The sequence below is a fragment of the Paenibacillus sp. RC84 genome (assembly GCF_041260495.1).
Taxonomy (GTDB): Bacteria; Bacillota; Bacilli; order Paenibacillales; family NBRC-103111; genus Paenibacillus_F.
This window is the reverse complement of sequence record NZ_JBGBYL010000005.1, coordinates 433,562-455,747: the sequence shown is the minus strand read 5'-3', so window position 1 is coordinate 455,747 and position 22,186 is coordinate 433,562. Positions and strand designations below refer to the sequence as shown.

At 52.1% G+C, this 22,186-nt stretch carries 17 protein-coding genes and 1 pseudogene; 3 read left to right on the top strand and 15 right to left on the bottom strand.

Annotated features, from left to right (window positions below):
* Positions 1-260: 260 nt before the first annotated feature.
* Genes ABH899_RS14600 through ABH899_RS14565 form a run of 8 tightly spaced genes read right to left on the bottom strand, consistent with a single transcriptional unit; the run spans position 261 to position 9,906 of the window.
* Positions 261-863 carry a hypothetical protein gene (locus ABH899_RS14600; protein WP_369997373.1) on the bottom strand — a complete coding sequence of 201 codons (603 nt, stop codon included), beginning with the start codon at positions 861-863 and terminating at the stop codon, positions 261-263.
* Positions 864-883: 20 nt separating this feature from the next.
* Positions 884-2,227 (bottom strand): alpha/beta hydrolase, encoded by a 1,344-nt coding sequence (locus ABH899_RS14595; protein WP_369997370.1) that lies wholly within the window; start codon positions 2,225-2,227, stop codon positions 884-886.
* Positions 2,224-3,582, bottom strand: a complete 1,359-nt coding sequence (locus ABH899_RS14590; RefSeq protein ID WP_369997367.1) for an alpha/beta hydrolase — start codon at positions 3,580-3,582, stop codon at positions 2,224-2,226. The genes ABH899_RS14595 and ABH899_RS14590 overlap by 4 nt, the downstream gene beginning before the upstream one ends.
* A 26-nt stretch (positions 3,583-3,608) precedes the next feature.
* Positions 3,609-4,523: a LacI family DNA-binding transcriptional regulator gene (locus ABH899_RS14585; RefSeq protein ID WP_369997364.1), complete on the bottom strand. Its 915-nt coding sequence runs from the start codon at positions 4,521-4,523 to the stop codon at positions 3,609-3,611.
* A 32-nt stretch (positions 4,524-4,555) separates the two neighbouring features.
* On the bottom strand, positions 4,556-6,394 hold the full coding sequence (locus ABH899_RS14580) for a glycoside hydrolase family 13 protein (RefSeq protein ID WP_369997361.1): 1,839 nt from the start codon (positions 6,392-6,394) through the stop codon (positions 4,556-4,558).
* Between the two features lie 38 nt (positions 6,395-6,432).
* On the bottom strand, positions 6,433-7,266 hold the full coding sequence (locus tag ABH899_RS14575) for a sugar ABC transporter permease (RefSeq protein WP_218228805.1): 834 nt from the start codon (positions 7,264-7,266) through the stop codon (positions 6,433-6,435).
* 18 nt (positions 7,267-7,284) lie between these two features.
* A complete protein-coding gene (locus ABH899_RS14570; protein WP_369997357.1) occupies positions 7,285-8,583 on the bottom strand; it encodes a carbohydrate ABC transporter permease in 1,299 nt (432 codons plus the stop codon).
* Positions 8,584-8,619: 36 nt separating this feature from the next.
* Positions 8,620-9,906 carry a sugar ABC transporter substrate-binding protein gene (locus tag ABH899_RS14565; RefSeq protein WP_369997355.1) on the bottom strand — a complete coding sequence of 429 codons (1,287 nt, stop codon included), beginning with the start codon at positions 9,904-9,906 and terminating at the stop codon, positions 8,620-8,622.
* A gap of 409 nt (positions 9,907-10,315) precedes the next feature.
* Here ABH899_RS14565 and ABH899_RS14560 point away from each other — a divergent pair, with 409 nt between their 5' ends.
* Positions 10,316-10,714 carry a RidA family protein gene (locus ABH899_RS14560; RefSeq protein ID WP_369997352.1) on the top strand — a complete coding sequence of 133 codons (399 nt, stop codon included), beginning with the start codon at positions 10,316-10,318 and terminating at the stop codon, positions 10,712-10,714.
* A gap of 225 nt (positions 10,715-10,939) precedes the next feature.
* Here the strand turns inward: ABH899_RS14560 and ABH899_RS14555 are convergent, their stop codons facing one another.
* The 3 genes from ABH899_RS14555 to ABH899_RS14545 form a co-directional block, all read right to left on the bottom strand.
* Positions 10,940-12,652: an ABC transporter ATP-binding protein gene (locus tag ABH899_RS14555; RefSeq protein WP_369997349.1), complete on the bottom strand. Its 1,713-nt coding sequence runs from the start codon at positions 12,650-12,652 to the stop codon at positions 10,940-10,942.
* A 408-nt stretch (positions 12,653-13,060) separates the two neighbouring features.
* Entirely contained in the window at positions 13,061-14,089 is a 1,029-nt protein-coding gene (locus ABH899_RS14550) for a response regulator transcription factor (protein WP_369997347.1), read from the bottom strand.
* A gap of 183 nt (positions 14,090-14,272) precedes the next feature.
* Positions 14,273-15,598 (bottom strand): ABC transporter substrate-binding protein, encoded by a 1,326-nt coding sequence (locus tag ABH899_RS14545; protein ID WP_369997345.1) that lies wholly within the window; start codon positions 15,596-15,598, stop codon positions 14,273-14,275.
* Between the two features lie 687 nt (positions 15,599-16,285).
* Here ABH899_RS14545 and ABH899_RS14540 point away from each other — a divergent pair.
* Together ABH899_RS14540 and ABH899_RS14535 are read left to right on the top strand one after the other, a co-directional pair.
* Entirely contained in the window at positions 16,286-16,729 is a 444-nt protein-coding gene (locus ABH899_RS14540) for an OsmC family protein (RefSeq protein WP_036739767.1), read from the top strand.
* Between the two features lie 70 nt (positions 16,730-16,799).
* Positions 16,800-17,141, top strand: a pseudogene (locus tag ABH899_RS14535) (Rpn family recombination-promoting nuclease/putative transposase); the annotation flags it as partial.
* Positions 17,142-17,406: 265 nt separating this feature from the next.
* Here the strand turns inward: ABH899_RS14535 and ABH899_RS14530 are convergent.
* From ABH899_RS14530 to ABH899_RS14515, 4 genes are all read right to left on the bottom strand, one after another.
* Entirely contained in the window at positions 17,407-18,558 is a 1,152-nt protein-coding gene (locus ABH899_RS14530; RefSeq protein ID WP_369997343.1) for a TolB family protein, read from the bottom strand.
* Positions 18,555-20,021 (bottom strand): sensor histidine kinase, encoded by a 1,467-nt coding sequence (locus tag ABH899_RS14525; protein WP_369997433.1) that lies wholly within the window; start codon positions 20,019-20,021, stop codon positions 18,555-18,557. The genes ABH899_RS14530 and ABH899_RS14525 overlap by 4 nt, the downstream gene beginning before the upstream one ends.
* A 4-nt stretch (positions 20,022-20,025) precedes the next feature.
* Positions 20,026-20,757 carry a response regulator transcription factor gene (locus tag ABH899_RS14520; RefSeq protein ID WP_369997340.1) on the bottom strand — a complete coding sequence of 244 codons (732 nt, stop codon included), beginning with the start codon at positions 20,755-20,757 and terminating at the stop codon, positions 20,026-20,028.
* 197 nt (positions 20,758-20,954) lie between these two features.
* Positions 20,955-22,175: an MFS transporter gene (locus ABH899_RS14515; protein WP_369997337.1), complete on the bottom strand. Its 1,221-nt coding sequence runs from the start codon at positions 22,173-22,175 to the stop codon at positions 20,955-20,957.
* Positions 22,176-22,186 lie beyond the last annotated feature (11 nt).

Genomic DNA, 22,186 nt, shown 5'->3' with positions numbered 1-22,186 from the left:
CCACAGGTATACGGCAAAAAGCCGCACCTGAGTGCGGCATGCAATTATCATTTTTATCTCTTGTTCTTGTTCTTGTTCTTGTTCTTGTTCTTGTTCTTGTTGTTACCCTCGCCTTGCCCTTGCCTATCTCTATCTCTATCTCTATCTCTATCTCTATCTCTACCTCTAACTTGCTATCCCTATCTCTTACTGTTAGCGATCCGTTCGGCTCCGGTTGTCTTCATCCGTCTCGGCAATCCTGCCCGTAACGGCCCTTATCATCAAAGCGTGCGGAACGTAAGTCCCCGGCAGTCTACGGGAATGACAAACGCCTGCTCCGCCCCGCTGTTGCTGCGGATTGTCACATTCAGAGTGAGACGCTCGGGAGCTTCCTCGCTCCACGCACCGCTGCTCAGCCAGCCATATCGCTCCTTGCCTGGCTGGATCACCGCCTGCTCGAAATCCGGGTTAACCTGCGCAGCACGTACCTTCTCCGAGTGCCGGCCCGGCAGGCCTTCATTCGTAACGACCGAGATGCTTGCCAGATCCGGCGCGATCGACTCACGGTCCGAAAGATTCCGGATCGTCACCTCGAAATCCGCCGTGTCGGCCTTCAGCCTGACGGCATGCACGGTTATTTCGATGTTATTTGCGGTTTGTGTCACGGGCAGCTGAGCGTAAGTCTTCTCGCCGCCGGATTCAACGTTTCCGGCAGGCACCGGCACCTTAATATCTGAGGTGCCGCCCGCTCCCGGAAGAGCCGCCTTGCCATCCGCCATACCGGAATCCGGCAATGCGGGCTGCACGGCCGTTCCGTTCAGCATCAGGCTTCCGGAAACAATCAAAGATCCGAGCAGCACGCTAACGATCATTTTGTTCATCATAAAATTTCCTCCCTCTTCCCTTACCGAGGACTCTTCCAACTGTGTACCGTTAGTTCCAGCCGGCCGTCAGCTTCTGCCTTGTAAAAGCGCGTAACCGCCTGTCCGGCCTGATCCGCTTCCACGGCTCCGTCCCCCCGGCTGATCCGGTACTCAAAAGCCGCAAAAAGGGGAACGGCGAGACGTGCGGAATATACGGCGGGTTCGTCCGCTTCTCTGTGAAGCGGAATCCAGGTGTACAAGGCCGCGGTTTCCGGCGTATCCGCAGGCACGTGCACAAGCAGCTCAAGCGTGACATGCTCCTTGAGCTCTCCGGCGACACGGATCGGCCGTGTAGCGGACAGGCCGCCGTAACTCACCTTAACGGCGGTCTTCCCTTCACGCCCGGGCACCAGGGTGCCGTCTTCACGCACCTCCAGAATCGTCCCGTCTTCGGCCGCGTAATCCGCCCTTAGCAGCGACATTTTAAACCCGCTGTCAAATTCCGCGATCGGATTCAGACGCATTCCCGGCCCCCGGATACCTGCGATTCCTTCTCCCTCCAGGCTGAGCTTGGCAGGAGTTCCTTTTTTCCCGAACATATGCAGAAGCGGAGACGCCACTCTCGCGGCCCAGTCCTTTTCCGAATGAGTGCAAGTCGGGTCCAGGTAATAAACGAGCTCGTCATCCGGTTTATAGCCCAGCCGCAGAAGGCTTTCCGTCGCTTCCCGCACATGCTTTTCCAGAATCAGCGTCCCCTCGCAGTTTCCCAAATCGATCCAGATCCGGGATAACGGGACTTTGTCCGTCCAGGTATGATACTGACGCGCTTCCTCCAGAGTTACGGGATCGACGCAGTAAAAATAGGGCGACAGGATGGCCAGCTTCCCGAACAGGTCCGGCCGGCGCATACCGATGTGGTAGGTCACTTGGCCTCCCCGGGACGATCCCATCATAGCCGTGTGCTCCGGCCCTTTTTTCGTGCGGAACAGCGAATCGATATACGGCATCAATTCATCGGTGATGAACTGTTCGTAAAGCTGCCCTTTCGGCCGGATTTCCACTTTGTCGCGCAAATAATCGACGCCTTCCAGCTCGTGAGTGAATTCATCCGACCGCTGCATGCCCATATTCGCGATGCCGACCACGATGATTTCTTCCATCAGGCCGTTTTGAACGAGCCGGTCCACCGTTTCATGAAGGTTCCACGAATAGCCGTTGAAGGCAGGATGAAAAATATTTTGTCCGTCATGTACGTACAATACCGGATAACGCCTGCCGCTCTCTTCGCTGTAACCGGGCGGAAGATAAACGAACAGATCGCGGCGGTTGTTCAGAAAGGCCGAATAAAACTGTTCGATTTTCAACAAACTCGACAGACTCTTCATCCGTTTGCCGCCTCCTTTGCTTCCGTTACTGGCGGAACGTCTACCCAGTGTTCCACTTGGTAAGACAGCTCCAGCCCCTCGCGGGCCGTAAATTTGCGGTAAGGTATTTCCTTTCCGCTTGCGTACGTTTCGTGCTTGCCGAGGCCGCGCGAAATGCGGAACTCGAAGGAAATCCCCCGCGGCACTTGGAACGTGCCTCCGTAGAGCCTCTCTCCGATCATCGGCAATTCGATACCCGCATAGAGCGTATCCGTCTTCGGCGTGCAGACCGGCACTTCGACGAACATCGTAACGCTGACCGTATCGGAAAGATGCGGAACCACGGTCAAGTCCAGACTCGCCGTCAGCCCCTGCCCGTTGTAGCGGACGGTGACGCTTCCTTCCCGCTTAGGAAGGAGCCTGCCTTCCGCCGTCACCTCGACGATACCCGGGTCCGTTACTTCATAGTCCGCGTCCAGATCGGTCATCATAAAGCCGCTGTCATAATGAACGACAGGATTAAGCGCGCAGGACGGACCCTGCAGACCGATTCTTTCCGGGCCGTGAAGATCTATGCGTACAGGAGTTCCGATTTCGCCGAAAAAATACAGAAGAGGCGCATGGACCCTGGCCGCCCAGTCTTTCTGCGAATGGCCCGAGCCGACGGCGAAATAGTACATGAAATCGCCGCCCGGCTTGTAGCCCGCGTCCATCAGCGTATCCGCGACTTGTCTCACATGCTTCTCCATAACCGTGAAGCCTTCCGCGTCCCCGACATCCATCCATATTTTCAGCGGTTTTTTATCCGTATAGACGCAGCTCAGCCACCGGTCTTCCATCGTGGCCGGATCTACGCTTACGAAGAAAGGGCACAACGCTCCGATCATGCCGAACGTTTCCGGCTGCCGGAAGCCGATGTTGTAAGATACAAGTCCTCCGGCGGACGAACCCATCAGAGCGGTATGCTCTTTCTCCGTCAAGGTCCGGTAGGTGGAATCGATGAACGGCTTCACTTCACGGACGAGAAACGTTTCGTATAATTCGCCTTGATTCGTGGTGTTAAAAATGTTGTGGCCGTCCGGATTGGCGTGCATATATTCGGCGATGCGGGCGTCTTCCACATGCGAAACGGCGACGACGATGATTTCTCTCATCCTGCCCTGCGCAGTCAGCTCGTCGACGGTGAGATGAACATCCCAGGACTCGCCCTTCCGGTCTTTGAAAAAAACATGCTGGCCGTCCTGCATATACAGGACGGGATACCTTTTCCGGTCGTCCGAGTGATAGCTTGGCGGCAAATACACATAAATCGTCCGCTCGTTTTTCAAGGTATGAGAATAAAAAGGATTGATTTCAATTAACCGCGATGAACTCACCGTGAACTCTCCTTTGAAACGGATCGTTACGGAGTGCCGGACAAGTAGTAAAATTTTTCAGGATCTACATAGTCCGCATCTTGAATGTAACGATCCATTTTATGAACTATTTCCTGATAGTCATTCAAATCGAACGTAATCCTCCCTACCGTACCGGGGAGGACCTGCGGACAATGGCACGTGCATACGGCGGCAATGCGGGTCGTTTTTTTCAGCACTTCAAGCGCCAGAAATTCGTTGATCACAATCCCCGGCTTCCCTTCAAAACGCGCCAGAAAATCGTTCAGCTGTTCCGGACTGTCATACGCGCAAATCCGTTCATCCTCCAAGCCGGACTGTTCCCGAATGAAACCGGCAAGCTTCGCGTTGTTGTAAGCATCCGTGACCAGAAACTCCGGCCGGCCGCCAAGTGCAGCCTCGCAAGCCCGGAAGCTTTGCGCGAAATCCGGAATGATTTTGTGAAACAGCGAATCGTCGATATAACTGTCGATGACAAAAACGGGTATACCGAAACCGAAATAATTCGAGATCGTGCCGAACCGTTCCTGATCCGCATTAAGAAGGAAAACGCCGTCCAAATTCCGCTCCATGATCATTTTGTAATCCGAAAGCTGGCTTCGGACCTGCATAAAAATGATATGGTATCCGAGTTGTCCGCAAATCTGTTCGATTTTGCTTACTGTTTTGGCATATTTAAAATCGGACCAGTACTGGTCTTCGTGCTCCTGAAACAGCAAAATGCCGATCAGGCCCGTTTTTTTGATTTTTAACGATTGCGCGGTCCGGTTCGCCACGTATTTAAGCTGCCGGGCGGCTTTCATCACCTTGACGCGCGTTTCGTCCGAGATGGACTGGGTCTTCACATCGTTCAAAATATACGAAACGGTGGCAATGGAGACGCCCGCCGCTTTGGCTATATCTTTGATGGTTGCTTTCTTCATCCTAATCGCTCCTACTTAAACGTTTAGGTTGATTAAAGCATATCCCCTTGTCCGGTGTCAAACCGCCCCAGGGGCACCGATGCGACCAGCCAGCCGAACGGCGGCAGCGCTGCCGAAAGGCCGTTCTCGGTCCGGACAAACGACCCCTGGCCGAGAATCACTTCGGCTTCCGGCCGGATGCGGCTGCCTCTCTCCCGGCCAGGCAGAGGCCCGCTTTGCGCATCCGCCGCGGAAGAGCCCGGCTCCGGCTCGAAAACGCGGCAGGACGCCTCCCGGCTGCTGTTGTTCACGCAGATGTAAAGCTCCTCCTCCGCGTTCTTTCTCAGCACGATAAGCTGATCCTTCTCCGCGTAAACAAACCGGAAAGTGCCTTCACTCAAAGCGCGGCGTGTCCGCCGCAGCTCGATCAGCAGGCGGTAAAACGCGAGGAGGCCGTGATTTTGCCGGTCCGTATCCCACTGCATCGGCTTCCGGCAATCGGGGTCGGGCCCGCCCTGCATTCCGATTTCGTCCCCGTAATAAATGCAGGGAGTTCCGGGGAGCGTGAACTGGAGCAGAACCGCCAGCTTCGCTTTCGCCTCGTCCGGTATCCGGGTCAGAAGCCGCGGGGTGTCGTGGCTGCCCAGGATGTTGAAGGCCGCCTCGTTCACCTGCTGCGGATAGGAAGCGAGCAAGCGGTTTATCCGGCTGCCAAGCTCACGGGCATCGATTTCGCCCTTGGCGAAATAGTCGAGAATGGCGTCGGTGGCGGGATAGTTCATGACCGCGTCGAACTGGTCCCCCTGAAGCCACGGCATCGCATCGTGCCAGATTTCGCCCAGGATGTAGAAATCGGGCTTCAGCGCTTTCAGCTTCTTGCGGAATTCCCGCCAGAACTCGTGATCGACTTCGTTGGCCACGTCCAGCCTCCAGCCGTCGATATCGCACTCCCGCACCCAATACTCCGCCACGTCAAGCAGATAGTTTCTGACCTCGGGATTGGCCGTATTGAGCTTTGGCATGTGGGACTCGAACGCGAAGCAGTGATAAGACGGTCTCGGTTCCGTCCGCAGCGGATATTCCTTGATGTGGAACCAGTCCCGGTAAGGAGACTCCTGACCCTTCTCCCGCACATCCCGGAACGGGGCGAATCCTTCTCCGCTGTGATTGAACACCGCATCGAGGATCACGCGGATGCCTCTTTCGTGGAACGCGGCAACCAGCTTTTTCAGCAGCGCCGTATCCCCGAAAGCCGGATCGACTTTCCTGTAATCGGCCGTATCGTACTTATGGTTCGTCGCCGCTTCGAACAGCGGTGTAAAATAGATCGCGTTTACGCCGAGCGAAGTCAAATAGTCGATGCGGTCGTACACTCCCTGCAGGTCTCCGCCGTAAAAATCGTACGGCCCCGGATCGGAGTCGCTCCAAGGGCGGACGCCCGGGGGATCGTTGGCCGGATCTCCGTTCGCGAATCGGTCGGGGAAGATCTGGTAGAAGACGGCTTCCTTCACCCAAGCAGGCGGCTTCAGCACCTCTTGCGGCCACAAAAACGGATAATCGAAAAAAGTGAGCGGATCCTGCGATTTTTCCGTGCCGAACCCTTTCTCCGTCAACCATACGACCTCTTCTCCCGAAGTCAGTTTAAAAGCGTATCTCAATCTGTAATGCGGCGGGACAAGCTCTCCTTGCCAGTAGTCGAACAACTGGTCGCTGCCCGTTTTGTACAGCCTTGTTTCAAGAGCTGTCCGCTCCCAATCGTATTTGTCTCCGTGCAGCGCGTGCACGGCGTCAACATCGTCTTTTTTCGTGCGCAGCCGGATATGCACGGTACGCTCGTCGTAGGCATAGCAGTAAGCCTGCCCCGACCGGTGGTCAATCGCTTCCAGTAACATGGTCTGCTCCTTTTTCTCCTAGTATTCCGCTCTATTCTCTATCCTTTGTCCGCCCCTGCCGTAATTCCGTGGATCAGATACTTCTGGAAATACATGTACAGGCACGTAATCGGAAGAGCCACAAGCACGGCTCCGGCGGCGAACAGCGTAAAGCTCGAATTCGTCTCAGTGGCTACCATGCTGTACAAGCCTTGGGCCAGCGTCATTTTTTCCGAAGACCTCAGTACGATTTGCGGCAAAATAAAATCCATAAACGGCGTGATGAAACTGTTCAGGGCCACGAAAGTAACCGCCGGCAGCGACAGGGGGAAAATGATTTTAAAAAACGCGTCGGCGTGGCTCCCCCCGTCTATGAATACCGCCTCCTCCAGGCTCTTCGGAATCGTATCGAAATGCCCCTTCATCACCCAGGTTCCCATCGAAACGGAGCCTCCCGCATAAATGAGAATCAAGCCCATGTGCGTGTCCAGCAGCTTCGTCTGAAGCAGCAGAACAAATAGGGCCATGACCGATAAGAAGCCCGGAAACATTTGCAGGATAAGCAAGGTCATCAATCCCTGCTGCCGTCCCTTGAACCGGAACCGGGAGAAGGCATAGGCCGTCGCGGCCACAAGCGTTGTCGAAACGACGGCGTTCACCAGGGCGATCTTGACCGTATTGCGGTACCACAGCACAAAGTCCGTCTGCTTGATCAATTCGGCATAGTGGGCGAAAGTGGGATGATCCGGGATCATCCGGCTGACCAGGAGACTCTGCCCCGGATTCAACGAAGTGCCGATCACCCACAGGATCGGGTAAACCGTTGCGACAAGCAGCGCGATAAAAACGAGATAGATCCCCGTAACGGTCAGATTGTCTTTAAATTTCCTCATGCAGACCCATTCCTCTTCTCAAAGTGCCTTCATCCGTCTGTAATTCCATAAGGAGAACAGGGCAATGAACACAAACATAATGATGGAGACGGCCGAGGCCATATTGAACTGGCTCTGATTCAGCGTCATTTTGAAAATCCACGAAATCAGGATATCCGTACTTCCGGCGTAATAATAATCGGGATTGTTCGGCTTCCCGTCCGTCAGCAAATAAATCAGATTGAAGTTATTGAAGTTAAACGCGAACTGCATAATAAAAATCGGTGCCGTGGCGAGCTTCACAAGCGGCAGCGTAATGCCGAAAAATTTCTGCGCCGCGGTAGCCCCGTCCACATCCGCCGCTTCGTACAGATCGCGCGGCATCGTCGTCAAGATCCCCGCCATCAGCGCCATCAGAAAAGGAGTCGAGAACCACAGATTCACGAGCAGAATCGACGCTTTGGCCATCGTCGGATCGGACAGCCAGGATACCGGCGGCAAGCCGAGGCTGGCCAGAAACCCGTTGACGGGACCGAACGAGCCGTTGAGCAGCACGCGGAACACCAGAATCGAAATGAATTGCGGTACGGCCCAGGGAAGCATAAAAGCGGTTCTCCAGAACTTTTTGAAGCGGATACGCGGGTGATTGATCATCATCGCCAGAAGGAGTCCGCTAAAAAAGACCGTAATCGTAGAAGCCGCCGCCCAGACGATATTCCACAGCGAAATGCCAAGGAAGGTCGACCGCCAAGCTTTCTGGGCGAACAGGTCGTAAAAGGTCCGGAGTCCGGTCCAATCGACCAGCGAACGGTCCGGAATATGGCCGGGCGCCGAATAGTTCGTAAACGCGATCATCACGTTAAACACGAGCGGGATCACCGTTACGAAAAGGACAAACACGAACGCGGGCAGCAGAAGCAGGTACGGGAAATGCTTGAACTTCGCCTGCTTCACCGACGCCCGAAATCCGGGAACGGGCTTGCCTTTATCCCGAAGCTCTCCGTTCTTCCATGCGTCCGCAATGTTCAGGGCGTAGAACCCGATGAACAACAGCACGATTACGCAGGTCATCACTCCGTTGATCATCAGAAAGATGGAATGGTCGCCGGGTATGACTTTGCCCCGGACCACTTTGGTCGGCACGTCACCCAGGCTGATCAGTCCGGCGATTCCCCGCAGGGCCAGCGGGCAGTAGCTCCAGATAAACAGCTGTGCCGAAAGGAGAAACAGAAGCCCTTTGACAATCTGCCTGTTGTAGAGCTGCCCCAGGCCGATGAGTACCGCCGAGCCCGCAGCGGCCCGTATCCGGTGCCGGCGATTGTTTGGATTTACTTGCATACGTCAGACCGCCTAACTTAGGTTTTGATGTTCCGCTTATTTCGTTGTTTTCATCGCGGTTTTGATTTGTTCCACGGCCTTCGTCAAAACGGCGCCCGGGTCCTGGTTCTCGTTCCACAGCGAGGAAATAGCGGTTCCGGCCGGCACCCAGACGTTGCCCATCTCGGGAATCGAAGGCATCGGCACCGAATGCTTCGCCTGCTCCAGGAAAGCGGGCGCGTAAGGATCGGAGGTAAGGACCGGGTCGGCCATGACGTCCTGCCTCGGAGGGAGCTGCGCCGTCATTTTAAACCGCTCGATCAGATGGTCTTTGCTTGTCGCATAGCTTGCGAACAGCTTTGCCGCATCGGGGTACTTCGTGTACGAATTGACGTACAGGGCCCGGATGCCGGAGAAGCTTACGGGATGCTCCCCGTTTGGCAGCAGCGGCAGCGGAGCGACGCCGAACTCGAAGTCGGCTTTGGACAAGCTGGAAATAAGCCAAGACCCGTTAATGACGGAGGCTGTTTTTCCCTCCTGGAAAAAGCCTGTGATGATATTGTCGTTGATATCGTGGATATTCAGCGGCAGAATCTTTTTAAGCGATTGCAAATACTTGGCTCCTTCGACCGCTTGCGGGCTGTTCAGCCCGATATCGTTCGGATCGGTGCCTTTGCCGCCGAAAACATAACCTCCGTAGCCGGCAAGGAACGAATACGACTGGTACAACTGTCCGACGTCCCACATCAGGGCGAACTTTTTGTTCGCCGGATCGTTATAGGTTTCGGCGAACTTTACGATCTCCTCGTATGTTTTCGGAGCTTGGGGCATCGCTTTTTTATTGTAAAAAAGCGCGTACGTGTCGATGGCCGTCGGATATCCGTAGAGGGCTCCGGAATAGCTGACGCCTTCCAAAGCCGAAGGCAGCAGCTGCTTTTTGTCCTCTTCGCCGAAAGCGTCATTTTCCAGCACAAGGCCGGTCATGACGGCATTGCCGAGCTGGTCGTGCGGCGCGGAGAAGACGTCGGCTCCGATTCCGGCCGGACCGTCGGTGGTCAGCTTTTTCACGGTATCGATGGCCGGGACGGGTTCCACCTTTACGGGAACTCCGTATTCCTTCTCGAAGCTTGCGGCGACGGTTTTTAAATAATCCAGTTCGGGACCCTTCGATTCCCATACGACGAGTTTGGCACCGCTTTCGGGTTTGAGCTCCTTCTGCTGCGCATTTCCTCCGCCCTGTTCCTGCGGCTGCGCGGAAGGCGAAGGCTGATCGTTTCCGCAACCGGTTAAGCCGGTCACGCTCAAGAGAACGGCAATTCCGGCGGAAAATAAGCGTTTGGACATGATGTTTCCCCCTTCATTTGAGTGCTGAATCGTTTAAGTACTGAAACGTTTAAGTAAAGCTTAACCACATCATAAAGGGTAGCTTTCCAAGGAGTCAATGATAAAAAATGGTAAATGCGTATGCCCTTATTCATAGGGTGGTCTTCCTTGCAACCGTTCAAACATTTTTGATCGTCATAAATTTTGACACCCCCATAGAATTTGGTTTACAATCTATTCAAATTGTTCTCTTCGCATGTATAAAGAAAGGGGTATCCGATCCATGAAGAAAAAGTCTTTGGGGTTTCTTTCCGTCGGTTACGGATACTCTACCGCTGTTTTTTTCTAGAATTCACTTTTACGGGTGAAGTCTGTCCAAAAGTGAGTAGTGAAAACGGCAGGTCATTTATAGAATGCGAGGTCATATAAAATGGAAAACTCCAAAATAACTAGAAAAAATCCGGCAGGCGTGTGCAGCCCCGTAGGCAACTACACTCACATTACTAAAATTCCAAGAAATTCAGAGCTGTATGTTACTTCCGGTCAAATCGGAGCGGATCCGCACGGTAACATTCCCGATAGCATGAACGAACAAATCCGGAATACTTTCGATAATATCCGAACCGTCTTGCACGCTGAGGAGTTATCATCCGAACATATTATTAAAGTCAATATATGGGCTACCCAAAAAATAGATTGGGATTTTCTATATGAAAAATGGGCCGAATTATTCGGCCTCAATTATCCCGCCATGACGGTCGGCTATATCTCGGAATTAGGATTGCCCGAACTCAAAATTGAAATTGAAATATGGGCGGCTAAAGTCTAACCCCGTTCCCCCGTTCCCTTCATCTCCCTCACGCAAATGATCATGGCGTGGGGGTTTTTTGTTGATTTTAAGGCCGGACGGACACGTTTCTTCGTAAAAACTTGCGTCAGTCTGAGCTCTCGCCATCTTTCGTCTTACGCCATTCCTCACACCACATCATTAAAATAAAAAGACCGCGGTTATCGCGGTCCTGTAAGTGTGAATCCTGCGGTTTCGCCGGTATTTTCAAGGGAACTGCATCCTGTACAGTTCTTTATACCTTCCGTTTCGGCGAAGAAGAACATCATGCTTTCCATATTCCACAATTTCTCCATGTTCCAGAACGACAATCTGATCGGCATTCTGAATCGTGGATAGCCGGTGGGCAATGACCAGACAAGTCCGGCCGGGAAGAAGGCGTGACAGCGCCTGCTGGATTTTTTGCTCGGATTCCGTATCCAGGGCTGCCGTCGCTTCATCCAGGATGATCAGACGGGGATCTTTCAGGAAGGCTCTGGCGATAGACAGCCGCTGTTTCTGTCCGCCGGACAGTTTGACGCCTCTTTCCCCTATCGGAGTGTCGTAGCCTTGCGGCAAAGCGGTTATAAACTCGTGCGCGTTCGCGGCTCTTGCGGCCGCTTCGATTTGTTCGCCCGATGCGGCAGGCTGTCCGTACGCGATATTTTCGCGGATCGTGCCGTTCAGCAGAATGACTTCCTGCGATACGATTCCCAGTTGGTTTCGCAGAGACTGCTGTGTGACCGCCTTCAGCGGATAGCCGTCGATGTAGATATCTCCCCGCTGCACGTCGTACATACGGGCGATCAGGTCCGCAATGGTGGATTTACCGGAGCCCGACGAACCGACCAGAGCCGTCGTCTCATTCCCGCGAAGCTTCAAAAAGAAGCTTTCGAGCACAGGCTGCCCTTCGTCATAAGCGAAATCAACGTCATAGAAAACGATTTCGCCTTTAACGGGCGGCAGCACAATCGCGCCTTCCTGATCGCGGACCTCCGGAACCGTCTCCAGAATATCCCGGATACGTTCGAAGGCCGCTGCCGATTGCTGGATTTTCGTAACCAGCCTGCTGAAGGAACGGATAGGCGCCTGCAGCAGGCGCAGGTAAGCGAGATACGCGACGACTTCCCCCACAGTCAGGTTACCCTGCATCGTCTGCCAGGCGCCGAACAGAAGAACAAGCGTCATCCCTATATAATTGAGCCAATCGGTCAACGGTGAAAAGAGCGCCGAAAGCCGCGATGCCGAAACCGCTGCGATCCGGTTCCGGTCGCTCAGTGTCACGAACTGCTTTTCTTCGTTTTCTTCGCTTGCGAAAGATTTGATCATGCGGATACCGGACAGGGTATCCTGCAGGAAGTTGTTCAGCTCGGCGGAGATTTGACGCACCCGTCTATACGCGCTTTTGATCCGCAAGCTGAAAAACCGGGACGATATAAATAAAAAAGGCAGGGTCACAACCGTCAAAAGCGCCAGCTGCCAATCCACATAAAACAGATAGCCGCATATCGCGACGAAAGTGACAAAATCGGCAAGAATGGATAGGCTCTCGGCTGAAACCAGCTCCTGAAGCTGGTTAACGTCTCCGGTCAATCTCGCCATAAGATCCCCTGTCCTGCTGCGGTCAAAAAACTTCACATCCAGCCTTAGCGTATGGGTGTACAGTTTATTGCGCAGCCCGAGAATGGCCTTCTGGCTGACAACGGTCATAACGTAATTTGAAGTAAAATGAAGGAGTCCGAGCACGAGAGCCGTCAGAACAAGCAGCCCGCCCGTTTCCAGCAGGGCGTCTACCTTTTTGCCTGGAATAATGTCGTCGATAACGGTTTTTGTCAGCTGCGGAATGATAAATTCACAGAACGAAATGAACAGGACGGCCAGCGCCCCGGTCAAAAGCAGGCCCCAGTGGGCCTTTGTGTGTACAAACATCTCTTTGAGCATGCCGCGTACGCTCATGATAGAGTGTGACCGGTCCGGCCGGTCTGTTGTCTGCTGCCTTTCTTTCATGGAGATCACGTACTTTCAACTATATTTAATTAGATTATCTAACTATAAAAGCACAATTTTCTTCACCTCTCTTCATCCCGCTCTTTTTTAGTTAGATAATCTAATCACATGTCCAATATAGCTCATTGCTCCGAATATTGCAATTCCTGTCCTGCCGTTCACCGCCCGCTCTCCCGGATGAAGAGACCCGGCAGCCCCGCATCGGACGAGGTCTCCCGGTTTAGTCATCTCCTCTGAATGAATCCTTTCCAAGACGCGTTTCCAAGTAAGTTTAAGCGTTTTAATTTAAAAACAGTTATGTACTCCATAAATTTGAGTTCCGGCTTCTCCCGCTTCCGCCGTTTAAACAAAGCCGCCTTTCCGGTAATCCGAAGGCGTGTAGCCCAGCTCTTTTTTAAAAGCGCGGATCAGGCTCGTTACATCGTTGTAACCGACCTCGCTGGCAATCTGCGGCATCGGCTTGTCGCTTTTAAGCAGCAGCTCTTGAGCCCGTTTCAACCGCAGTTGGGTACGGTAGGCCATGTAAGAGATCCCGGTTTTCAGTTTGAACAGATAGCTGAAATAAGGAGCGGAATACCCCACGGACGAAGCCAGTTCTTCCAGCGTGATTTCCTTGTTGTAGTGCTGCTGGATATATTTCTGCGCGTTATAGATCATGCGCTGGTTATCCGTATAAGCCGCCAGTTTCACGGCATGCTGCAGAGCTTTGAAATCGGCTATGATCCACTGCGTCAGCTCGGCGCCGGTTTGTCCGTGATAAGGCTGCAGCGAGCACTCGACCTCTCTTTCGAGCTTGGCTGCGGCGCTCTGCAGAAGGATGCGGTGAAAGGCGCTGTGCCACTTCAGGCACAGATAAGGGGGCGCCGCTTGCAGTGAAGCCAGCCATTTGCGGCCCGTCATCTCCTGGACCGGGCGGTTCTCCTGAAGCACCGCTTCGACCCAGGTATCCGCAAGCCCTCTCCATCTGTCCGAGGTCTCGCCGATAGTATGAACCGTTTCCGGCAGCTCCTCCAGCGTCCTGCGTACGGAAGACAGAAAGCGGTCTTTGCACAACGGCTTCAAGAGGTAATCTTTCACTCCGCAGACCAGCGCCTCTCTCACGTATTCGAATTTATCGTGCTCGGACACGATGATGGCGGGCGTGTACCGGAACTCCCTGGAAAGCTGACGGCACAGCTCCAGGCCGGTCATATAAGGCATGCTTATGTCGGTTACGACAAGATCGGCCCCGTACTCGTGCATCATACGGAGCGCCTCTTTCCCGTCGGAAGCCTCCAAAATGCGCAGAACCGGAAACCTGGAATTCTCCAGCATATAACGCATCAATTTAATCGTCGTTGATTCATCGTCAACCAGTAAGATTGTATACACCTTACGAATCCCCTTTTCTAATGTCGGAGTATCCTGACGGACCCGTTTACAACCGTATCTTAGCGCCATTATAGGCTCCTTCATCCTGCAGAGGCTATCATCAGAAGCTCGAATGAATCATTAAAATACGGAATAGGGCCGCTCAGGTCATGAAGCGGAAGATCCGGCCGGCAGTTTCACCGGTTATTCGTTCAGATACGCATTCACACGATCCTGGATCTCCTTGGCCGCTTCTTCCGCCGACTTCTGTCCGGCGAAAAACGCTTTGGACTCTATAAGCAGCGCATCCTCGACCATGGAGGCATTCGTAGGGATCGGGTGGCTCAGCCCGGAAATCAGCTGCTTCTGGTACTCGATATCCGCAGGGTTAACGTCCACGGTTCCGCCTTCCTCGGGACCGTCCTCGATCTTGACTCTGCCGTTCTTCAACACTTGATCCAGCTGCCTGCCGTAAACGTCCTTGTTCAGCGGAAACCCGCCTAATCCTTTGACATCCTGTATGTCATCGGACAGCATAAATTTGATAAACGCCCAGGCTTCCGTTTTCACAGCGGAATTCTCATTAATGCCGAGGGTCTGATAAGGCAGAAAGAATCCCCCCGGCTTCTGCCCGACGGCCAGCGGACTCCGATAAAGCTTGGGCTGCTTGTACAAAGCCCGGGGAAAACTGAAAAATTCCTCGGGATTTTGAATGTAGATGCTTTTGAAGGAAGCGTCTGCCGCCTTGTCCGCCATCACGTTCCCGTCGAATAACGCCTTAACCTCGTTAAGCAGCTTGATAAAAGAAGCTTGATCGAATTTCGTCTTCCGGTTCGGTTCATCCACAAAGGCCGGATAATCGGCTTTGACCCTCGCATTCAGCATCCTTGGCGGGCTTGCGGTATAGGCTGCCGGAGAACCGCTTTTTTTCATAGCCTTGGCTGTCTCGGCAAATTCATTCCAGGTCCAGACGTTATCGTCTATGCGGACCCCGGCCCTCTTGACCGCCCCTTCATCCCCGACCATGGCTTCCAGTACGAAACGCATCGGCATTCCGTAGAGGGCTCCGTTTATGGAGAGATTGTCCAGGATATTGCCGAAGTACAGGTCTTTATGGAAAGAAGGATCTTGATCCATGAGCCCGCTCAGATTAGCAAGCACGTTATTGCTCGCATATTTCCCCATAGGCAGCGGGTCCAAAACGAGTACGTCAGGACCTTTGCCGGACAGCATCTCGGTGTTCGTCGATTTGACGAACTTCTCCCGATCGCCTTCTTTCCAGTTGTCTTTGGTTTGAACGTACGTAAGCCGAATCTCGACATCCGGATGCTTTTGCTCGAATTTCTTTTTCGCTTCCCTGAACACCTCATCAAGAAAAAGCATCGAAACGACCACGGTCTTTTTACCGTTCTTGTTTTCTCCACGTGAAGTGCCGCCGGAATCCGGGGCTTGCGTCCGCCCCCCTCCACCGCAGGCAGCGGTCGTCGTAAGAAGCAGCAGGGTCGCGAGCAGCAGAAACATTCTTTTCATTCCGGCATCCTCCCCCATCCACATTTCTTCCGCCGGCGCTAGCGGGTGTTATCTATAGTTATAAGCCCGGCTTGTAAAAGAAAGCTCTCTAACTTGTAAACAAAATGTTTCCATTTTGGAAATCCGTGCCTGAACGAAAAACTCCCTGCACGCCGTCGGGGCGGAGACAAGGGATTGTCTTAGTCCATGAAAGAGTTAAACATGCACAGCTAAAAAAGAAAATTGAAGTTCTTGAATAGTGGAATTCAAAGCTTCTTATTTTATCGGAAATCCATTTAACTTCTTTTGATGAAATCATAAAAAGTAATTGATGGCTTTAAATCCATTCTTAATGTTCATTATCTTAAACGATCAACTCGTAAAAGTGCCTCAGAGCCTGGAACCTTTTGCTTCCCATGAATGGCGTATTCAATAGCACGCCTTGTATTCTGTACACGAGGCCACACCGGGGTTTCGCCAGGAGCCACTTCCCACCCATCTTCGTGATCCATGCCATTGAAAGATATCCATTTTTCTAATAGGCGAACTGCTCTGTTTCGATCCATTTAGATGTAATCTCCTCCAGTTATCTTGGAAAGCGGGGTATTGTGCTTTTTGCAGTCATAAATAAAACACGAACCGGACCATAAGGTCGGAATTATATGGTATTGTTATCTTGAATCTATTTAATCCAAAGGAGTGAGTAAAATAGCTACTACAACATTTAAGGCATCAGCACACTTGCAAGAAGGTGTTGTTGTAAAAGTTAGTTCAAGAAATTTTGAGTTTACTATTGACGAACCTAAAAGTCTGGGAGGAACGGACACTGGGATGAATCCAGTTGAAGCGCTCCTAGGTTCGTTAGGTGCCTGTCAGTCAATAGTAGCCCGAGTTTATGCGAAAAAGTTTGATATCAATCTTGAAGACTTTCGAGTTGAGGTGGAAGGGGATCTGGATTTGGATGGGTTCTTTAAAAAATCCGATGTTCGTCCAGGCTATTCTGACATTCGTTATACTTTTTATATCAAAACAGACGCACCCAGAGAACGAGTTGAAGAATTTATTCAATTTTTAGAAGAAACTTGCCCTGTTGGTGATTCAATTGCAAATTTGGTCAATCTCAAATTAAACCGTATTGTAATCGAAAATTAATCTTAAGATAAATTTACTTAGCACCCTGTTTGGGTGTTTTTTGTTTCCTGTCTATTCTATAAAATTTGAGAGTGGTGGATTAGTCAATTGGTTACTTTTCTTAAAAGGTGTCGATAAATCCAATTGGGAGGTGCTGACGATGAACGAGCCTGTATTGAAAAAAGCAATGGACACATTGGAATTTCTTAGTCAGGATGCCGAGGCACGCCGATTGTATGAAGACAGGCAAAAGTATCTGCATGATGAAGCTTCTATGATTGAAGGGGCTCTGGCTGAAGGGGAAGCTCGCGGCGAGAAAAGGAAAGCGATCCAGATGGCTCTGGAGCTTCTCAAGCATGGGGTGGATACAGCTGTCATAGCTAAGTCCTCCGGGCTGTCTGAGGAAGAAATCATCGCCTTAAGAAAACAGTGATAAAATGGATAAAAGGACCCGGCGATATGAAAGCTAACGACGGACTTACTGTTGTCAACGTAAAAGAGTTCGTTGTCCCCGCCCAATTTGCATACTCTAATAAAATGAAATGAAATGAAAATAGGACAAAATTTTCCGTGAAATAAGCACCTCTCCCTCATGCTAGCGTAGCATTTGGAAAGGTGCTTTTCTTGTGTATATCACCACGAATTTGTCCGCGAAGGAGGTACGTTTCTTTGGCGCTCCATATTGGGAGAAGCTGATTCTATTTGAATTCGATCACAAGCGGAGTTTGTTCCGGATTGCCGGTAGCAGGGGCTCTGTCGTAAGACTTCCAGCCCGTTATCAAAATTTTCTTATTATCGGGACTCCAGTCCATTTGGGACAATACAAGACCTTTGTAGACCAATTTCTCCTTGATCATGTTATGGCCCTGCAGCTTTGCGACGTAGAGAGACTCTTCGTCCTTTGCGTAGGCGATCGTTTTATTATCGCCGGACAGGCGGAAAGTGCTGACCCCCGCAGACAGTGCGACCGTATTCTCATCGCGCTCGTCGTAAAGCGTCAGTGTGTTTTTGGCGTCGAGGAAAATAATTTGGCTGTCGTTCACATAATCAAACTGCCGCTCACTGGCCGAATGTTCGAACTTGCGGGTCCATTTATCCTCTGTTACCGCTCCGAGAGTAACATACGAACCATCTTCGCCTATCCGCCCCATCAGGGCCGTGCTGCCGTCGTCCGCAAATTTAACCGAAATCACCGTATATTTGCTATCGCGTTTCAACACCCGTGGAGCGGGCGCCTCGCTGTTTTCCTGCCATCTCGGCAGAGGAATTTCCTGCGATGTCCGGCTATTCATGTCATATACGACAATGGATTCGGTCCCGTACTCTCTGCTTTTCACCGTAAAAGACAAGTACCGGCCGTTGTTGGACCAAGTCATGGCGCTGGTAATCCCTTTCCCTTTATCCGGTATCCCGGGGGCGAAGCTTTGCGACGTGTTTAGATCGAGTATATACAAAGTCTCCCCGGTAGAGGACTGGCCCGTATAGGCCATATACTTCCCGTCGGGTGAAGGTTTCCCGGTCTGCGCATCCCCCGCAAGCGGGGTCAAACTCACGGCGGACAAATTCCGGTAATCCACCAGTTGGATATCCGGTTTCGTCTCCTGATTTTTGTAAGAACCGAGCAGAAGTCGGGAAGACATCCATCCCCATACATCCACCGCCTTGTTTCCGGGCAAGGAGAGTTTGTAAATTTTGTTCGTTTCAAAATCGGTGCTTTCCTCTTCCGGTTGCGCGTCTACCGCAGTATCTCCCATCACGATGGTTTTCGCCTTCGGCAAACCCGCGCAGCCGGCCGGCATAGCTAATGCCGCCAAAAGAAGCGGCAAGCTCAGCATAGATCGTCTTGTCATCCTGCTTCCCCCTCCCCGGCCGCCTCGTAAGGCAATTCGATGAGGACCGCCGTCACCTGTTCGGCGCTCCTTATCCCGATCGTACCGCCGAGCCCGTCTACAATCGCTTTGCTGATGCTCAGACCCAGACCGCTGCTGCCGGCTTCCCCGTCGGCCGGTCCGCTTACCCGGTAGAACGGCTCGAAAATTTTAGCCAATTCTCCGGACGGGATCGTTTCCCCCTCGTTCTTCACGGAAATCCGGACGAATCCCGGCAGTTTCTCGGCTTTGACATGAACCGTGGACGGAGACCGGCCGTATTTGATCGCGTTGTCGATAATATTGATGTAAAGCTGCCTGATTTTAGCCGGGTCCGCGACCAGGGACAGGTTTTCGTCCGCCTCACAATGAATGAATTTGTTGTACTTCTGGGCTTTCAGCAGCATTCCGTCACATACGTCACGCAGAATAAGGCCCGGTTCGATCGTTTCCGCCGCATCCTGTCCGCCGGTTTCCCTGGATAGGGTGAGCAGTTGAAGCACCATTTCGTGCAGCCGTTTGCTTTCACTCACGATATGATTCATTCCTTTGGCAAAAAAAGCTTCGTCCCGGCTGCCTACTTCACGGATAAGCTCGGCGTACCCGATGATTGAAGTAAGAGGCGTTTTCAGTTCGTGCGTGACATGATCGAAAAATTGCTTCCGATGCCGGTTCAGTTCTTCCAATCGGTCACGATCCTTCTTGATCCGCTGAATTTGTTTCTTGATCTGCACGATCATATTGCCGAAGTTGTGCGCAAGCTGCCCGATTTCGTCTTTTCTGCGGAAACCGATCTTGATATTCAGGTTGCCGTTCGTTACTTCCGAAGACGCTTTAGTGAGCTTGATGAGGGGAATCGTAATGTTTCTGGACAGCAGATAGGAAAAAACAAACGCCGCAATAAAAATGGCGATCGTCACGGAAGAGAAAACGTCCAGAATGTGTTTTCTTTGTTCGTACAGCAATGAAAAATCTTTGCCGAACCGCAGAATGCCGACTTTCTTGCCTTCGACAATAACCGGATAGGCATAAAACACTTCCGCCTTCTCGTCCGTGTATTGAATCCGGTAGGCTGTTTTTCCGTCCAGCGCATACTGAAGATCGTCCGCGTTCGCAGACAAAAACTTCGCTTCATTCGAAGCGAAGATCAGATCTCCCGCAACCGAATAGGCGCTTGTATCGCTGGAGGTGACATGGTTCAGATCCCGGACCATTTCCTCCGCCATCTGCTGGAAGTACATGTCATCCGTGTTGAAATGGTTAATCAGAAATGCTTGTTTGACGTAAATGCTGCTGTTGTTTTTGAGCTGGATCAAGTCTTGGGTAATGATCTTTTCATTACTGGTTTCAATAATCCGGACGACGAAATGATTCAGCAGCAGAAAAGAAACGGAAAAGATCGCGAACAGCCCGATCAGAAATTTGGCTCTGATGGTCGAGAACATGCCGTTAATCCACCTGTTTTTCAAATTTGTATCCCACCCCGAACACCGTCACGATCAGATCGCTCGCTCCCAATTTTTTGCGCAGCCGTTGAATATGGATGTCCACCGTTCTCGTATCTCCGGTATAATCGTAGCCCCATACGAAATCCAGCAGTTCCGTCCGGGTGAAAATCTTGCCTTTGTACTTGCACAGCGTGAGAAGAAGATCGAATTCTTTCGGTGTCAGATCGACAGCCTCGTCGCCGATTGTGACGATTCTTTCGTGCTCGACGATTTCGATGTCCCTGAACCGGATCACGGCACCCGCCTGCGCTTCCGGCGTTACGTTCGCTTGGCTGACTCTCCTCAGCACCGTCCGGATGCGGACAGCCACCTCGCGCAAATCGAACGGTTTTGTCATATAGTCGTCCGCCCCGTATTCAAGCCCTTGAATCTTGTCAGTAATATCCGATTTGGCCGTAATCATAATGATCGGGATTTTATAGGCGGCCGTGACCTGTCTGCATACTTCGAGCCCGCTCAAATCCGGCAGCATCCAGTCAAGCAGAAGCAGATCGGGCCGTACCTGGCCGATCTTGAGTAAGCCTTCCGCCGCCGAATGGGCGGTGAAAGCCTCAAACCCTTCCCGGTTCAGCCCGTAAGCAAGCAAATCCGCAATAGCCTCTTCATCTTCGATGATCAATAATCTGGTCTTCTCTCTGGTCTTCTCTCTGGTTTTCTCTCTGGTTTTCTCCATACCTTCACTCCGTTCTAGATGAAATCGTAGCACAATCTATGCCGCCGTTACCAGAAGCTTATTTACATTTATTTGCATCCGGCGGACAAAAAAAGGCCACCCGTTCGCTCATACGGACAGATGGCTCCCTTTTCATTTCCCGGTGTTTGTTGAAGGCGCGTTGTTAAAAACCTCCCGGCACAAGCCGACGCGTTCCCTTACCGCGATTTTTTAATTTCCAAAGGCTCCTCCCGGCCAATCAGACAGGCAGCAGCCAAACCTATGCACAAAATGGAAGCGAGCAGAAGGAACGTAACGGGACAGCTGAAGCTTTTCATAAAAGAAAGCGACAACACCGGACCGAAGCTCGTTCCCGCAAACAAAACGAACGTATAGACGGACACCGCTATTCCGCGCAGTTTACCGCCCAACTGGCCGACGAGAGAGACGAGTGAAGGAACCGCCAGCGCGATGCTCGCCACGAATACGAGACTTACCGCAACGAGAACCGGCAGACTGGAGATCAGCCCCATCGAAGCCAATCCGGCTGCCGCCAGCGCCAGAGACCCCCGCAGTGTCATGTGTATTCCGAAGCGTTTCGAGACACGTCCGGCAAACGGCGAAAGAAGCATGGCCGCGATTCCGATGGACCGGACAACCAAAACTCCCTGTTTATCCAGACCGAAGGGAGCTCCGCTTAAATAACTGCCCAGCACCGTATACATGTTCACAAAAGACATGAGCAGAACGAAAGCGACCACATAACTGAGCACGAGCTGCTTGCGGACAAAAACTTGCCCGATCTGTTTGATCGGCTCCCAAATATTCGCGTGAGCCTGCTGGGTGCCTCCTTTTGGAAGAAATACATAAACCAGAACCGCAGTCAGCGCGTAAACACCGGCAAGCACATAAAAGACCGCGTTCCATCCGTACTGCTCGCTGATCAGACTGCTGAGCACCTGTCCCACGATTCCGGCTGTCAAAAATCCCGTACTGATAAAACCGATGGTCGTCACGCGTTTTTCCGCCGGATACATTTCCACGGCATAGGCAAGCGCTACCGGAGAAAAAGTGGCCGCCGCCGCTCCTTGAAGTCCTCTGAGAACTACGATCCACGCAAAAGTATGGACAGTGCCCAGCAGGAGCGAAATAAGCATCAGAACAAGAAGACCGGTAAAAATAACCTTCTTTCGCCCGTATTTATCGGACAGAGCGCCATATATGAGGCACCCGAGAGCAAAGCCGATCGAAAACGTGCTTCCCGAAGCGGCCGCCTCTGTCAACGTTATGTCATACAGCCTGGCAAAAACCGATATCAAGGGAATTGTCACATACAGACTGGACATGACCGCCAGACCGGACCAGCACAAAATCACGGTCATAAGAGAATAGTTTCTGCGCATGACAGAAGCATTCGTAAGATGGGTTTGATTACTCATACTTTCACCTC